The 17,222-nt window shown below is 41.6% G+C and carries 8 protein-coding genes; 6 read left to right on the top strand and 2 right to left on the bottom strand.

Features of this window, described 5'->3' with window-relative positions; translation table 11 throughout:
• Position 1 precedes the first annotated feature (1 nt).
• Positions 2–1,717 carry a RagB/SusD family nutrient uptake outer membrane protein gene (locus GR929_RS06650; RefSeq protein ID WP_159518156.1) on the top strand — a complete coding sequence of 572 codons (1,716 nt, stop codon included), beginning with the start codon at positions 2–4 and terminating at the stop codon, positions 1,715–1,717.
• 403 nt (positions 1,718–2,120) lie between these two features.
• Here GR929_RS06650 and GR929_RS06645 read toward each other — a convergent pair whose 3' ends face one another.
• Together GR929_RS06645 and GR929_RS06640 are read right to left on the bottom strand one after the other, a co-directional pair.
• Complete coding sequence (locus GR929_RS06645; RefSeq protein WP_159518155.1) at positions 2,121–3,293, bottom strand: glycoside hydrolase family 43 protein; 1,173 nt, start codon at positions 3,291–3,293, stop codon at positions 2,121–2,123.
• A gap of 239 nt (positions 3,294–3,532) precedes the next feature.
• On the bottom strand, positions 3,533–7,684 hold the full coding sequence (locus GR929_RS06640) for a hybrid sensor histidine kinase/response regulator transcription factor (protein ID WP_159518154.1): 4,152 nt from the start codon (positions 7,682–7,684) through the stop codon (positions 3,533–3,535).
• A 479-nt stretch (positions 7,685–8,163) separates the two neighbouring features.
• Here GR929_RS06640 and GR929_RS06635 point away from each other — a divergent pair, with 479 nt between their 5' ends.
• The 5 genes from GR929_RS06635 (at position 8,164) to GR929_RS06620 (ending at position 17,217) form a co-directional block, all read left to right on the top strand.
• Positions 8,164–8,994, top strand: coding sequence for a glycoside hydrolase family 16 protein (locus GR929_RS06635; RefSeq protein WP_159518153.1), 831 nt, complete (start codon positions 8,164–8,166; stop codon positions 8,992–8,994).
• An 85-nt stretch (positions 8,995–9,079) separates the two neighbouring features.
• Complete coding sequence (locus GR929_RS21740; RefSeq protein ID WP_201300923.1) at positions 9,080–10,246, top strand: SusC/RagA family TonB-linked outer membrane protein; 1,167 nt, start codon at positions 9,080–9,082, stop codon at positions 10,244–10,246.
• Complete coding sequence (locus GR929_RS06630) at positions 10,209–12,272, top strand: SusC/RagA family TonB-linked outer membrane protein (RefSeq protein ID WP_201300922.1); 2,064 nt, start codon at positions 10,209–10,211, stop codon at positions 12,270–12,272. Before GR929_RS21740 ends, GR929_RS06630 begins: the two co-directional genes overlap by 38 nt.
• A 24-nt stretch (positions 12,273–12,296) precedes the next feature.
• A complete protein-coding gene (locus tag GR929_RS06625) occupies positions 12,297–14,186 on the top strand; it encodes a RagB/SusD family nutrient uptake outer membrane protein (RefSeq protein WP_159518152.1) in 1,890 nt (629 codons plus the stop codon).
• A 28-nt stretch (positions 14,187–14,214) separates the two neighbouring features.
• A complete protein-coding gene (locus GR929_RS06620; RefSeq protein WP_159518151.1) occupies positions 14,215–17,217 on the top strand; it encodes a SusC/RagA family TonB-linked outer membrane protein in 3,003 nt (1,000 codons plus the stop codon).
• Positions 17,218–17,222 lie beyond the last annotated feature (5 nt).

Here is a 17,222-nt window from a genome sequence, read left to right as displayed (position 1 = left end):
GATGAAGACAAATAAAATTCACATCTTATTATTATTGATGGCATTTACGCTGATTGCCGTCTCATGTAGCGAAGATTTCTTAGATGAGACACCAATGTCGTCGTATGCACCAGAAACGTTATCTGATGAAGCTGGTATAGAAGCCGCATTAAAAGGATTACATTATAATTTTGGAACAATATGGACCTGGGCAGGGCGCCAGGGCTGGAATGCTGTCTGGCAGGAAGGAACCGACGTAGCTTCGCCGGGGGGAATAGAAGGAGTTGAAATTCCTTTCTTTAAATATGAAGAACTAAACTCGGAGAATCAAGCCGTTAGCCGGATGTGGGAAAGGTGCTTTTTAATCATCAACAACGCCAACACCGCTTTAAAAGCAATTGGAGAAGATGGCGATCCCGCAAAAATTGGCGAAGCATTGTTCTTCCGGGGGTACTGCTACAATATTTTGGCCACGCTTTACGGAGATGTTCCGCTGCTTACTGAGCCAACATCCTCAGCACGAACCGACCTTGTTCGTACACCTGTTGAACAAGTCAATGATCAAATCATTGAAGATTTGAAATATGCTGCCGATAACCTACCGGGTATTGATGAAGCTGTTAACGAAAGCCGTGCGAACAAATACATGGCTATGCAATGTTTAGGTGAAGCTTATTTGCGAATAGATAAACCAGAATTAGCAGAACCGATACTAAGCGAAATTATTACTAGTGAAGCTTTTTCACTTGTTGAGGAACGCTATGGCGTTGCGTTAGGCGTCAATGGCGATTATTTCAGCGACATGTTCAAATTCGGTAACCAACGACGTTCTCAGGGAAATACTGAAACAATCTGGACTTTTGAATTGGAATACAACAAGGGTGGTATTTCCGGTGGTTTTACCGAAGCTCCTCAGCAACGACGTAATTGGGTGCCTGCATACCATAATTTGCCTGGCATGACTTATGTTTACGATGGTGTAGGTGATGATTTTGTACATCCTTATGGCGGTCGGGGTAACGGTCGGATGAGACCAAGTAATTGGGTAAAATACCAGTTGTACGAAGACGGTGATATCCGTAATTCAGAAAATAACATAACAAGAACCTTTTATTATAACGCGCCGGGCTTTAGTGCAACAGTTGGTATTGATGCCAACGGATTTAGAGTTGCTGCTGACTCTCCTGACGCTGTTAAAGTGATAGAGGTTCAGGAAGGTGATACAGCTATTATTGCCGCTAGTGATACTTTGGAAGTCGCGTACCCTTATACACGCAAATGGGATTCATTCGATCCTACTGACCAGTGGGGTTGGACGAATATCAAAGATTTCCCAATGATGCGTTTGGGTGAAACTTACCTGCTTCGGGCCGAAGCTCGTTTCAAGCAAAGTAATTCATCTGGTGCTGCAGACGATATTAACGTATTGCGCGACAGGGCATTTAAAATGTCTCGTCAGGAAAGTGGAAACGCTGACCTGGGGAAAGTGACCTCATCTGATATTACAATGGACTTTATCCTCGACGAACGCGCACGTGAGCTATTCGCTGAAGAAAACCGTCGGATAACACTGATGCGTACCGGAACGTTGATTGAACGTGCTAAATTAAATACCGATAGTTCAATTAAGGGAGAAATCAGCGGACTTGATCCAAAACTTCTGTTGTTACCGATTCCATTAAGCGAAATACAGCGCAACAAAGATGTACAATGGGAACAAAACCCGGGATACAATTAATGATTTTGAGAAACGAGCTGATTGCATGAACTTGCAGAAAAGCATTATCAAAATAAATTAGAGAAAAGAAAGGCTATCTGCGTGTCGGATAGCCTTTCTTTCGTTGCCGTTTTGGCTTAATTATTCCAATTTTGGAAGTTAAGCAAACCTCTGTCCGTTTCCTTGTACATGTCCTATTTTGCTACCAGCAAAGAGTCTGGGAAATCAGGTATTCTGAGAAATAATTCTTACGCTTCAGAGAACGATTCAACAGGCTGTCAGATAATCTCCGGAGTTTCGGACTCGAAGAACAAATACCAATCCGTATCAATGAAACTGATGAGATCAAAAAAAACTCCCAAAGCCCGTCGGCGATGAGAGTTCGTAAATGATTATATGTGAAATCTAACTAAACAATCAGCTTTTAATTATCAAAGATGGATAAATTCCATTCATCGTACCAATTGACAACTGGCTTTCCGCTTTCATCGAACTGAATGGGTAGCCAAATATAACGGCCGTCAATCGGATTTTCCGGAGTCCATCGGTCACCCATATAAATGAAAGCGTCTTCTTTACCTTGAACAGGCAAAATATAAGTGCTTTGCGAATGAAAGGTCAGATGAGCATCTTCGCCAACACATGGGTTACCCAAAGAATCCCATGGCCCCCATATTGATCTTGCTTCGAACATGCGGGCTTCATTCGGCTCCCAACCAGTACAACCAGAAGCCATTAGATAATAGATGTCATCTTTTTTGAAAAGTGCAGGAGCTTCGTTATGTCCCGCAGGAAAGATGCGGGTATATCTGCCTGTAAACCCCTGGAAATCATCCGTGAGTTCCGAAATATGTAAAGTCAGATTGTCTTCCGATGAGTGAATGTGATATGCTTTTCCGTCATCATCCACAAAAAGCTGCATATCGCGCGACATTTGTCCTCCTTCAAAGTCCCGCTGTAAAAACATACCTTGGTCAATGGCTTTGTACCAACTTGGTGTCCACCATTTCAATTCAGGATCATACGCTTTCGTTCTCAATTCCTGAGAATAATCCATTGGCCATTGCTGAGCATTCGGGCGCAATGACTTAACAAATGTGTATGGACCGACAGCATTGTCGCTCACTGCCAAAGCTGTTCTTGCAGCGCCGTAGCCCTGGCCCTTCAACTCAAGGTGAAACCACATCACAAACTTACCCGTCTTCTCATTGTAAATCACTTTCGGACGTTCAATCACACTTCCCTTCTCAATATCAGATCCGGCTTCATTAGAGACAGGTAAAACAATACCTTCATTCTCCCAATTATACAGGTCGGTTGATGAATAGCAGCTTACACCTACCTGTGCCGAGTTTCCATCAGGCCCGGCAGTCTTAAACTCTCCGAACCAATAGTAGGTATTGTCATAATACAAAATACCTCCACCATGGGCATTAATGTGAAGACTGTCTGTGTCAACCCAAATCTTGCCAGGCTTGAAACTATGGTTGTATTTCGCTTCCTGTTCTTTGAATTTACAACTAGCTAGTGCAACTATGGCTAATAGTGACAGTGACAGATATAATTTCTTTGATGTTACTGCTGGTTTCTTCTTCATCTTCGTTCTATCTCTTTTTTTGTTTGACTTAAGGGAGAATATTGCTTGATGTGATTTTCGATCAACTAAATATTCTCTTCGCTCTCTTTCAGAACAAACATAGTATCAAAAGAGGAAGTATGGCTTGCCGAAATTCGAAACTTGCTTGCACAAATTCGATTAAAAAACAACAAACACGCTTATCAAGGCTGGAAGTGCGCATTTTTTTAAATGCAAAAGCTAGCTTCATTATTAAAACCTTAACCCTTTTCGGAGTTTTTATCAATATATTCTTTGGGTGTACAGCCGTAGAATTCTTTAAAACATCTTGTGAAGTAGGACGGACTGGTAAAACCAACCATGTAAATTACCTCCGAAATAGATCTCTTACGTTGCACAAGCATATTTGCCGCAATTTTGAGACGTTGACTCCGAATAAATTCTTTTGCTGTTTGACCTGTTAGTGCTTTTATTTTTCGGTAAACCTGATTTGCACTCATTTTCAAATCATTGCTAAAAGCTTCAACATCAAAATTAGAATTATCTAAGTTTTTTTGTACCGAATCAACAGCCTCTTTCAAGAAGATTTCGTCTAATGACGATAATTGAATCTTCTCGGGTTGGAGAATCTGGTCTTTACGAATACGCTCCCGTATCTGTTTTTGAGCCGAAAGAATATTTTGAATTTTCAGTTTTAAGGAAACCAGGTTAAACGGTTTATAGATATAATCTACAGCTCCCAGTCTAAGTCCTCTAATTTCATCTTCCTGCATCGTTTTCGCAGTCAGAAAGACTACCGGAATATGTGAGATATTGATATCATTGCGCATGATTTTGCAAAACTCAAAACCATCCATTTCTGGCATCATAATATCTGACAGAATCAAATCAGGATTCTCGCTTCTTGCTTTTTCCAATGCTTCCTTTCCGTTAAACGCTCGGTTAACCTTAAAATCAGAAATCAAGCCAGACACCAAAAAATCGTTCAATTCGCCATCGTCTTCGACAATCAGAACGCTTGTTTTCTTGGCATCACTCTGCGGACTTTCAATCTCCTTTTTTATCGCTTCCGATAAATTCGTATTAACCATTCGTTCTTCAGTCGCATCCAGAGCTTTTATACTTGTTGATGCATTTTTTAGCAGACTTGGATTTATAGGGATGGTTACCTTAAAACAACTACCTCTCCCCACTGTGCTTTCAACAGCTATCGTCCCACCGTGCTGTTCAACCAGAGCTTTCGCCATATAAAGGCCAATTCCTCCGGTACTTTGAGTCCTAATTTGATTGACTTGATAAAAGCGTTCAAATATTTTATCCATGTGCTCTTCAGCAATCCCGATACCACTGTCTTCTACTTCAATAACAACCGACTTATTACTGCCATCGGGTTCCAATTTAGTACGAACGCTTATTGTACTATTGTCTTTGTTGTATTTAAAAGCATTCGAAACGAGGTTGAACATAACTTTCTCCAGTTTATCAGGATCTACATAAGCAACAATAGGCTCCTCGCTTGCTTCCATAGAAAGATTGACGTTTTGGGACTCGGCCATCGGCTTAAAGAAACGAAACACTTCTTGAATCATTTGGTTAATGTCGCAGCGTTGCACAAAAAAATCATCCATGATACCTTTCTCAATTTTTCGGAATTCCATGAGCTGATTGACCAGCCTAAGCAGCTTGTAAGCACTGTTTTTGATTAATTCCACTTGTTTCACCGCATAAGAACTTAGCTCCTTATTGGTTGCCAAATCCTGAGCCGGACCAAGAATAAGAGTTAAAGGAGTTTTTAGCTCGTGCGTAATGTCTGTAAAAAAGAAGGAGCGGAGTTCATTTAATCGGGTCATCTCCTCTGTTTTCAATTTTTCAAACTCAAGGTTACTCTTTTCCTGAGCTTTGATGAACGAGTACTTATTAAAAAAGAAAAGTATCCCGGCAACAAAAATACCATAAAACAAATAAGCCCAAATAGTTTTCCACCAGGGTGGCGAAATGGATAAGTTGAGTTGTGCTTCCTCTTTGCTCCAGAATCCATCACTGTTTCGAGCTTTAACCTTGAAAATATAATCCCCCGGAGGTAGATTGGTATAGGTGGCAGAATTTCTCGCTCCAATATCGTTCCATTGATCGTCAAAGCCTTCCAGTTTATAGAAATAGGAATTTTTGTTAGGATTTTTATAATCCATTGCAGAAAAGACAAATGTTATCATTTTATCTCTATAAGATAAGGCTAGTCTATCGGAAAAGGGAATGGTCTTGGTCAGTTTATTCTTTGAAAAGACTGCCGACTTATCACTTATACTTTCGTTGAAAATCTGAAAGTCCGTAATCACAACTTTCGGGGCGATAGAGGTTTTTAAGATACTGTCCGGGAAAAAAGTCAGGAATCCGGTTTGGCCATCAAGAACAAATTGACCGCTGTTAAGTTTTAATGCTGAATTTCGTTCGAAACGAATGTTTTCGTAATCTTTAGTAAAATATTTTCCTAAAATACTATCGGTTTCGATATTGAGTTTTACAAATCCGCGATACAAACGAACCCACAGGTGACCAGCTCCGTCTTCGAGCAGGTTTGTGACAATTTCATTACTTAAGTGATTGACATCTGGGTAACCTACAAATGCGCTTCTTTGCTTTCCATTTTGAGTTGCAATTGTTATTCTTTTGTTGAGTCCGGAATTCGTGCCAACCCATATATTTCCATAGCTATCCTGGCTAATTGTATTGATTACATTGTCATTAATAGAACTGGCGTTCGAAGAAGAATAGAAATAGTGTTCGAACAGGTGGCTGTCAGGATCAAAGCGATTGAGGCCGTGTTGTGTTCCAATCCAAACTTTTCCCGAATGATCCTCGAAAATCGCACGAATATTATTGTCAGTACTATATTGGGGTGAATTTCCAGAATAGTAAATTTCAGTACTATAATTTCCATCTTCTTTTTGAAACAGCTTGGCAAAACCGCTTTGCAAAGTTCCTAACCAAACGACTCCCGGATATTTATCTGAAACAGAGAGACTCGATACTTTATTTCCAGGAATTGCCGGCGTTGTTTGTTGGTTAAAAAATAACTTTTTGTTTTGATCAAGCAAGTAATCCGAGGTAAAAGAATAGCGAATCACCCCGGCATCTTCGGTACCTATCCATAAGCCCGTTGAATCAGCAGCTAAATCAAGAATGGAATTCGGGAAATAAGTTATCTGGTCGATTTTATATTCGAGACGACCATATTTTTTTCGGAGAACGTATTCCCCCTTTATAAGCTCATATTGAAACAGCGTGCTGTTTGCTCCAATCCAGAGCTGATTGCCAAATTCCGCAAAAGCTTTTACAAATAATTTTGTTGACGAATCATCTTGATCGGTCGGAAGTGAATAACGGCTAATCCCCGTTTCAACAATTGGCGTCAGGTCAATGGTTGATGCCCCCACCCATAAAATACCACCTCGGTCGACAAAGATTGATGAAATGCCATCACCGGACAAACTTGTTGGATTGTCCGGCTCTTCCATGTAACTTATGAAATGAGCCCGTTCCGGAGCTAAGTTTTGTTGATCTGCTTTTAGTAAGCGTAATCCATCGTTCCACGTGCCAATCCAAAGGTTATCAAATTGATCGTAGTAAAGTTTTGAAATGACGTTTGCATCGGGACTCCCCTCTCCGATCCGGGTCGGATAGCGGGTAATATGAATTTCATTCCCGTCATCAGAAACATCTAACCTATTGAGCCCGCCTCCCCAGGTACCCACCCAAAGTTGCCCTGAATGTGACTCCGTGATTTGTGTGATTGTTGAATTACTTAGCGAATTTGCGGATGCACCGGGCAAATAGCGCTGGAAAGCTCCATTCTCACGGTTCACCGTTACCAGACCATAGTAGGTCGCTGCCCACAAAATTCCGCGGGAGTCAACATGAACATCGCTAACAATATCGCTTGCTAAATAGTGTTTCGTTTCGCCGGTCGAAGGAATTAGGTTGAACAATCCCCCATTCCATGTCCCAATCCAAATACTGTTGTCAAGATCTTCACACAATGAAAGAATACGGCTTCCAAATGGAAAATTTCTCAAATGCCCTGTTTTCGGATTCAGGCAATTTAAGCCGCTTGAAGTTCCAATCCAGATATTACCCTTTGAATCTTCCATTAATTCCACAATCTCCCGATTTGAAATCGCAGTTGAATCGTGAAAAATTGGTTGAAAAGTGGTACAGGTGTATCCATCGTACCGATTCAATCCATTCCATGTTCCAACCCAAATAAAGCCTTTTCTATCTTGAATAATTGTATTTGCTTTGCTGTTGGTGAAACCGTCCTCCATCCCCAGATGCGAAAAATGGACTTGGTTTTGCGCAACCAACAGGCTAGGAACAACAACTAACAATAATAATAACAGGATATTAACTCGCATCGTCAAAGCTTTTATCTGATTCTTGTTTATTTATTCCTTCATCAAAGTAACAAATCCTTTTCTAACATTACATATGGCTAACAATTTTCAGATCTGCTCGCTTTCGTGGTTCATTTCCTCCTCAATACCTATTACACACTCACCTACAGCAATTTATCACAAATCCATAGATTTACAATCTACTATCTCTTGAAATAAAATTTTGAATTTGTGCTACTATTTTTCAAGTGTGTACTAGTCATTGTGATTTATTAACAGTCAAAATCGAATTTATTCAAGCGTCTCAACTTAATGTAAGTCAAATTTGTATTGTGCCTTTCTTATATAAAACGTACACTTGAACTCCGATTCCAAAACAAACTAAGTTTATGCAAAAAAACGCTGGTCTATACCGATTCCAGAAACTGGATTTCTTCCTTTGCCGATTTCTTCTGGTTTTCTGTTTTGTTCTCCTATTAGGGCACCGAAATATCCGGGCAATGAGCATTAGCCACAAAAAAAGCTTCAAGTCAGAACAAATAGTTCCTCAGAAGAAAAAGGGGCTTGTTCTGATTTGGAATGATGAATTTTCAGAAGATGGTGCCCCAAACGCTGAAAATTGGAATTACGAATATGGCTTTGTCCGAAATCAGGAGTTACAGTGGTACCAATCTCAAAACGCCATTTGTAAAAACGGACGACTGATTATTGAAGGGAAACGGGAGACCGTTGAGAACCCAAACTATAGTCCCGCGAGTTCCGATTGGCGAAATATACGAGAGGTTGCATCCTATACTTCTTCTTGTTTAATCACAAGAGGCTTGCAGGAGTGGTCCACCGGAGGCTACTATGAAGTTCGTGCCCGAATTGATGTAACCAAAGGAGCCTGGCCAGCTATCTGGCTATTAGGAACAGAAGGATCGTGGCCGGAAAATGGAGAAATTGATATGATGGAATATTACCCAATCGACGACGAACCATACTTATTGGCAAACGTTGCCTGGGGGACAGCGAAGAAACATAACGCAGCCTGGGATGGTGCAAAGAAATTATACTCAGATCTCACCTCTCAAGATCCTGATTGGTCAAACAAATTTCATCTCTGGTCGATGATGTGGAATGAAGACTATATACGACTTTATGTCGATGATGAATTATTGAACGAAGTTGACCTCCGTAAAACCTTGAATGCAGACAAGCACAATCCGTTTGTCGGTTCTCAAAAGTTTTATCTTCTCTTAAATCTGGCGATTGGTTCGAATGGCGGAATCCCATATGATCCTGATTTCCCAATCACTTTCGAAGTTGATTATGTCAGGATATACCAATAACAAAACATAATAACAACAGCTATCGCGAAGCTCTTTACCTGAGAGCTAATCTGTGAAATTGTAAACATAAAAACAAATTTAATCTATGAAAGAAAAATGCACAAGGAAGTGCTTTCCGCCGGAAAGCTTTGCTAAGTCCTTATTGCGCATGACCTTGCTTTGCCTGTTTGTCATGAGCAATATGGTTACATCTTGGGCTTCTGAAGATTTGCCCGGGAGTAAGATGACCGAAAATCAGCTCGATGCTGTTAACCTCAAAAGTTCAGAACCTAATCAAATTCAACAAAAAAGAACTATTAACGGGAAGGTTACTGATCAAACAGGCATGGGAATTCCAGGAGCAACGGTTGTGATTAAAGGTGTCAATGCCGGGACAGTGACCGACATTGACGGAAACTACTCCCTTTCGGCCCCCATCGATGCAGAAGCTTTATTGTTTTCATTTGTGGGATTAGGAACAAAAGAAGTTCCAATTGATGACCAAACAGTGATTAATGTCGTTCTTGAAGAATCATCTATCGGTCTGGATGAGATCGTAGCGGTGGCATATGGAGCTCAAAAGAAGGTGACAGTTACCGGAGCGATTTCTTCCATCGGTGGTGATGAATTATTGAAAACACCAACCGGTTCCATCTCGAACGCTCTGTCGGGAGCTGTATCCGGATTATCATCAGTACAATATTCGGGAGAGCCCGGAGCCGATGCTGCAAACATTTATATTCGTGGTATGGCTTCTTTAAATAGCACTTCTCCGCTGATTCAGGTTGATGGTGTTGAACGGGACTTCACTCAAATCGATCCCAATGAAATTGAAAGTGTTACCATATTAAAGGATGCCTCGGCTACAGCAGTTTTCGGGGTTCGAGGGGCTAACGGTGTCATCTTAATTACGACAAAACGAGGAAAAGAAGGTCAGGCTAAAATTTCAGCTTCAACTTCTTTCGGCGTGCAGGTGCCGACTAAACTGTTGGAATTTGCCGACAGCTACCAGTATGCCTCCTTCTACAACGAGTCGCAAGCCAACGATGGCGTCGATGCCTCAAGTTACAAATTTAAGCCAGAGGTTTTAGAAGCCTTTAGAACGCATTCGAATCCGATCTTATACCCAGACGTAGACTGGATGGACTATCTGTTGAAGAATGGTGCCAAGCAAACCCAGCATAACGTGAATATTTCCGGGGGTGTTGAAAAGATTCGGTATTTCGTCTCTTTAGGTGTTTATACACAGGAGGGGCTTTTTAAAACATTTTAATGCAGGTTACGATTTTAACTTTAACTACAATCGTTATAATTACCGTTCGAATCTTGATTTTGATGTTTCAGAATCAACTTTACTATCGATTAATCTAGGTGGACGTATTGAAGCCAAAAATACTCCGATTTCAAACGAAGACCAAAACCAGCTTTTCCGTCAGCTTTATTGGGCCACTCCTTTTGGTGGTGCAGGTATTATTGATGGAAATCGGGTTGTAACAAATCCTGAAGATATTAACGATCCAGGGGTTGATGGACTTTATCCTTTTTACGGAAAAGGTTATAATGCAAGATCTACGAATGTGTTAAACCTTGACCTGATCCTAAACCAAAAACTGGATTTTGTGACAGAGGGATTATCGTTTAAAATAAAAGGTTCGTACAATAGTAGCTATGACCATACGAAAACACGAAGTTCAACCCTACCTTATTACACTCCAATTTTAACAGGCTCAGGCGCAATTGAGTATCGGAAAAGTGGTGATGACTCCCAACTAGGATATGGCGAAAGCTACGGTAGAGGCCGTAACTGGTATGCGGAAGCAAGTTTTAACTACGGTCGCAAATTTGGAGATCATACCATTGGTGGTTTAGCATTGTACACCCAGTCCAAAACGTATTATCCGAAACAATATACTGATATTCCATCAGGGTATGTGGGAATGGTCGGACGTATTACCTATGATTATAAGACACGTTATATGGCCGAGTTCAACATGGGATACAACGGATCTGAAAACTTTGCTCCGGGAAAACGATATGGCTTTTTCCCGGCGGGGTCTTTGGGATGGGTTATTTCTGAAGAACCGTTCATGGCTAATCTGAAAAATGTGATTAATTACATGAAGGTAAGAGTCTCTTATGGTGTGGTTGGAAATGACAAATATGGAGACTCACGTTTCTTGTATTTACCGGATTCATATGTTCTGGGAGGATCCGGCTATAACTTCGGCACCAATGTCGGATCTGATCAACCAGGAGCTTATGAAAGCGCTAAATCAAACCCAAATGTGACCTGGGAAAAAGCTTACAAACAAAATTACGGTGTCGATTTTGCCTTTTTGAGGGAACGTTTCAAATTGACTGTGGATGTGTTTAAAGAACATCGTGAAGATATCTTAGTCCAGTCCAAAACCGTCCCCGCAATTGTTGGCGCGAGCCTCCCGGTAATTAATCTTGGTGTTGTAGACAACCACGGTTACGAATTCTCAATGGAGTGGAATGAACAGCTGACCGATGAGTTTAGATACTGGGTTAAAGGAAACTTCTCTTTTGCACGAAACAAAATTGTGGAAATGGGAGAGGTTGCTCCAAACGAAGATTATATGTGGCAAACTGGTCGTCCGATTGGTTCTCGAATTATCAGCCAGTTTTGGGGATTCTATGACGAAACAGCGAATGACAGATACAAGGCACAGTACGGTCAGGATATTGCTGAACATGCCGGGGGACTTTTACCTGGGGATGCAGTTTATGTCGACTTGAATAAAGATGGGGTAATCGACAATGACGATGTTACCAAGTCTGGATTTACCGACACCCCCGAATATGTGGTCGGAGCAAACATGGGATTGTCATGGAAAAACCTCGACTTCAGCATGCAATGGACCGGTGCATGGAATACTTCCCGCTTGCTCGAAGAAACCTTCAGAGAGCCAATGGGCGATACCTACACAAAAGGTTTATTACTCTATCAGTATGAACAAAGATGGACTCCCGAGACCGCCTCAACTGCGAAGTTACCTCGAGCCTCTCTGGATCATAGAAGCAATAATTATAAGAGTTCTAATCTATTCCTGAAAGACGCGAGCTACCTGCGCCTAAAGAATATTGAAGTAGGCTACAAGTTGAATATTCCTGCCTTTGACACCATTGGTGTTGACAACTGCCGTGTTTACGTTAGTGGATACAACCTACTGACTTTTACAAGCTTTAAATATGGCGATCCTGAATCACGAACCAGCTCTCGTCCTCAGTATCCCCTCACAAGAGTCTTCAACATAGGACTGAAAGTAGGATTTTAATCTAATTCAAAGAAGCGATTAATTATGAAAAAAATTAATATTTATATACTATCATTTTTAATAGGAGGTGCTGTTTGGACTTCTTGTGTGGATGATATTGCAGTGGGTGACAGTTTCCTGGAAAAACAGCCGGGAGTTGATGTAACTCAGGACACTGTTTTTAGCAATGCCGAATACACCCGTAGGTTTCTATGGAACGATTACAGTAAACTCTACTACGGACTACCCGTATATTGGAACAGCATCGATAACCGCATGAACATGGGGGTTTTTGAAACCCTGTCGGATTGTTGGCATAGTCACTTAAGTTGGGATGGTGTTAATCGCCACTATTATTCAGGCAGCTACAGCGCCGGAGTAGAAGAATCATCGGATGCAACCAAATTTGGTTACACCAAAGAAGAAGTTTGGGAAGCTGTTCGTCAATCATGGATTTTTATTGAAAATGTAGATCGTGTTCCTGATATGGAGGATAGCGAAAAGGAACGGCTAAAAGCAGAAGCCAAAGTCATTATTGCTTCGCGTTATTTTGATCTTTTCCGTCACTTCGGTGGTTTGCCAATCGTCGACCATGCTTTTGAAGTAAGCAACGATGCTAATGCCTACTATACTGAACGTGCGACTGTTGATTCAACAGTAATCTTCATAACAAACCTCCTGGATGAAGCAGCTGCCGATTTACCTTGGTCGCTAAGTGCCGCCGACATTTCAAACTGGGACGGGCGTTTCACAAAAGCCGCTGCAATGGGATTAAAATGTAAAGTTCTGCTTTTTGCTGCCAGTCCCTTGTTTAACGATAGCGATCCCTACAGCACTGCCAGCCCTCAGGATGCAGTAACAAACCATCAGGTTTGGTACGGTGGTTACAAGCCTGAGCTTTGGGACGAGTGCTTGCAAGCATGTGAAGAGTTTTTCACCGCATTAAATGCCAATGGTATTTATGGACTAGTTCAAGCTGCCGGATCAACAACCAGCGACTACCGCGATGCTTATAGAAAAGCCTATTTTACGCGTGGTAGCGGAGGTGCTAACACAGAACTGCTTATTTCAACCCGCGTGCGTTATACTTACGGTTACAATGGTCAGTGGAACTACTATTTTCCGCAATCATGTGCAAATGGAGCAATTACACCAACTCAAGAATATGTTGAAATGTTCCCGATGGCTGATGGTACTCCTTTTGATTGGAATGATCCTGACGATGTTGCCAAAATGTTTACTGACCGTGACCCTCGCTTATTCGAGACTATTTTGGTGAATGGTGCCAACTATCAGGGCCGTCAGGCTGAGCTATGGGTTGGAGGACGGGAAGCCCAACAAAACCCGGCACAGGAAACTGGCGAATTTGCCACAGGATATGCTAATTTCAAATACATTCTTGACAGGTCGGCTAACTTAAACCAACCAACGCTATGGCCTTATTTGCGAATTTCTGAGATCTACCTCATTTATGCTGAAGCACTAATGAAAAAAGGACGCATGGCCGATGCTATCGCTCAGGTAGATGCAATCCGTGCTCGTGTTGGCATGATGGGGTTGGTAGAAAGTAATCCGGATAAAGACATGTTAGACGAAGACATACTGATGGAAGAAATTCTGCGGGAACGTGCTTGTGAACTCGGATTAGAAGATGTTCGCTTTTTTGATATGGTTCGAAATAAAAGAGCCGATCTTTTCCAGAGACAACTTCATGGTTTGAGGATTTACCGCGCTGACGGAAAAGATGGTTCGTGGTCGGACAAAGATCCTGCAACAAGAGGAGATCACCCAACGGATTTTACCTATGAAATATTCAAACTGACAAATTCGTCCAGAACATGGTGGACCAGCTTCGATCCAAAATGGTATCTGTCAGCATTTCCGCCCGTCGAGGTCAATAAAGGATATGGATTAACTCAGAATCCAGGATGGTAACAGGCAAACAACATTTAAAAAGATTACTATGCATATCATACATAAAATAACAGTTTTGACCCTGTTTATGCTTTTCAGCTTAAGCGGTTGGTCTCAGAACAAGGAAATAAAGGGAACGGTTATCAACCACAAGGGCGAACCTGTTTCCGGAGCTTTGATATCCGTTGTTGAGCATCCGGATCAGATAGCTATAACGGCCTCGGATGGTACATTTCAGATTTCTGCATCGGAGGAGAGTCTGTTGAAAATTGCAACAACCGATGAGGGAATCAAAACGATTCAGTTGAATGCATCGGAAGACCCGGTGACCGTTGTCATGGATTTTGTTTCACAAACGCGCGATATGGGCTTTGGATTTAAGCAACCATTATCCGAATCAACAGGTGCTATTTCATACTCCTCATCTGAGGATGTGAATAAGCGATCTTCGTTTAGCGTGGCAAACTCACTTTTCGGGAATGCGCTGGGCTTAACAGCATTACAAAACAGTGGTGCTGTTTGGGATGCCTCAGCTACCATGATTATCCGCGGATTACAAACAACATCCAATAACAGCATTTTGGTTTTAGTTGATGGCCTCGAACGGGATATTAGATATATTACACCCGAAGAAGTTGCTTCGGTGTCTGTTTTACGCGATGCTGCAGCAGTAGCATTATATGGATATCGAGGGATCAACGGCATTCTTTCGATTACGACAAAACGTGGTAAATACAAAACCAGCGAAATCAATGTTAGTTACGATCATGCGATCAATTGGCAAACACGGAAGCCCGAATTTGTCGGTAGCTATACTTATGCAAATGCAGTGAATGAGGCATTAACGAATGATGGCATAGATACGCGTTATTCTCAAAATGACCTGAATGCATTTAAAAGCGGAAACTATCCCAATTTATATCCGAATGTCGATTGGGTTAACGAAGTTTTCCGCGATCATGGATCATCCAATATCTATAACGTGAACTTCCGTGGTGGTGGCGAAAAAATGCGCTACTTTACAATGTTCAACCTACAGGGAAACGAAGGGTTCATTCGGAATTCGGAAATGAATGAAGGCTATTCAACCCAAGAGAAATATTCAAAAGCCAACATCCGAACGAATTTGGATATTGATGTGACTTCAACGACAACTGCGCAAGTTAACCTGATGGGAGTTTTGAATGAGTTTTCCAGACCGGGACTTTTATCAGACAACTTGATGAATAAACTGTATACTGTTCCGGCAGCGGCATTCCCAATTAAAACCAGCGATGGTATTTGGGGAGGCAATGAAACCTGGGGAGCAAATATGAACCCTGTTGCGTTAACGCAGGCCAGAGGTTACTCAACCGGACACACCCGGTCGTTATATGCCGACTTCAAACTGACTCAAAAACTGGATGTTATTACAGAAGGCTTGAGTGCCTCTTTGCATTTGGGCTACGATAACATTGCAGCATACTGGGAAGGACATAATCGCGATTATGCTTATGCCAGCGATGTAGTTACTTCATGGGAAAATGGCGAACCGGTCGAAATTAACAGATACACCGCCGGAGCAGATAGTGAACTGGGATATGGTGATAAACTGGATTGGCAAGATCGGCATATGAATTTCATCGGGAGTGTTGACTATGAAACAGCTTTTGAAAAAAGCAAACTGCTAACTTCATTGATCTATTCATATGATAACCATATACTAAACAACCAGAACAACACCTACTATCGTCAGAATATCGCTGCATATGGGCACTATGTGTACAACAGAAAATATATTGCAGACTTGACGCTTGTTGCAAGCGGATCGAATAAATTGGCTCCGGGCCATAAATGGAATTATTCACCAACAGTATCAGCTGCATGGATCTTGTCTGAAGAAGATTTTATGGCTTCAGCTAATTTCATTGATTTCTTAAAAATGAGGGCATCATTTGGCATAATCAACTCCGACAACATTCCGGCCGAAGACTACTGGGAACAAAGTTTTAGTGATGGAGGCGGTTATTTTTTAGGAGGTAACTACGACTGGTATGGAGGTACCATGGAAGGGCAACTCGCCAGCATGAATTCGACTAACGAAAAAGCGTTTAAGTATAACTTCGGTATCGATGCTTCTATGCTTAAGGGTTTAAACATTACTGTTGATACCTACTACGAAAAACGCAAAGACATCTGGGTGTCAGCAGGAGGTGCGAACTCGGCTGTTCTTGGAGCATCTTCACCATATGCAAACGGTGGAATTGTAAATAGCTGGGGGATTGAAACCGGCCTGAACTACAACAAGCAAATTGGCGATTTGGCAATGTCGGTAGGTGGTAAATTTACACTATCGAAAAACGAAATCGAAGAAATGTTGGAAACGCCGCGTGCCTACGACTACTTGCGAAGAACAGGGAATCCCGTTGGACAAATATTCGGCTATCAGGCTTCAGGATTTTTTATTGATGAAGCAGATATTGCCAATAGTCCGGCTCAACAGTTTAGCGAGGTAAAACCTGGTGACATTAAGTATAAAGATCAAAATGGCGATGGCATTGTTAATGAATATGACCAGGTTGCGTTGGGCTATAACACCGAGGTTCCCGAGGTATATTATTCATTCAACTTAGGGCTGGAATGGAAAGGGCTTGGAGTAAATGCCCTCTTTCAAGGAGTAACAAACTATACTGCTGTTCTGGGTACTCAAAGTATTTACATCCCGTTAATTGGCGATGCGAACATCTCAGAACACTACTACAACAATCGTTGGACTCCTGAAACTCCGTTTGCCAGATACCCCCGATTGACAACTGAAGTTAACGACAATAACTTTAAAACCAATTCGGTTTGGTTGGCTGATGCTTCCTATCTGAAATTACGAAATTGTGAAGTGTACTATAAACTGCCGGTTAACTTCCTTTCTAAAATCAGAATGAAAAACGGTAAAGTGTATGTCAGAGGCGTTGACTTGTTAAGCTTTGACCATATCGATATATCCGATCCTGAATCAATTGGCGTAGGCTATCCAATGACCCGCTCCTTGAATATTGGTTTTGCTTTTGGATTTTGATGAAT

This window comes from Sunxiuqinia indica, from assembly GCF_009847015.1.
GTDB lineage: Bacteria > Bacteroidota > Bacteroidia > Bacteroidales > Prolixibacteraceae > Sunxiuqinia > Sunxiuqinia indica.
This window is presented reverse-complemented; position numbering and strand designations above follow the sequence as displayed.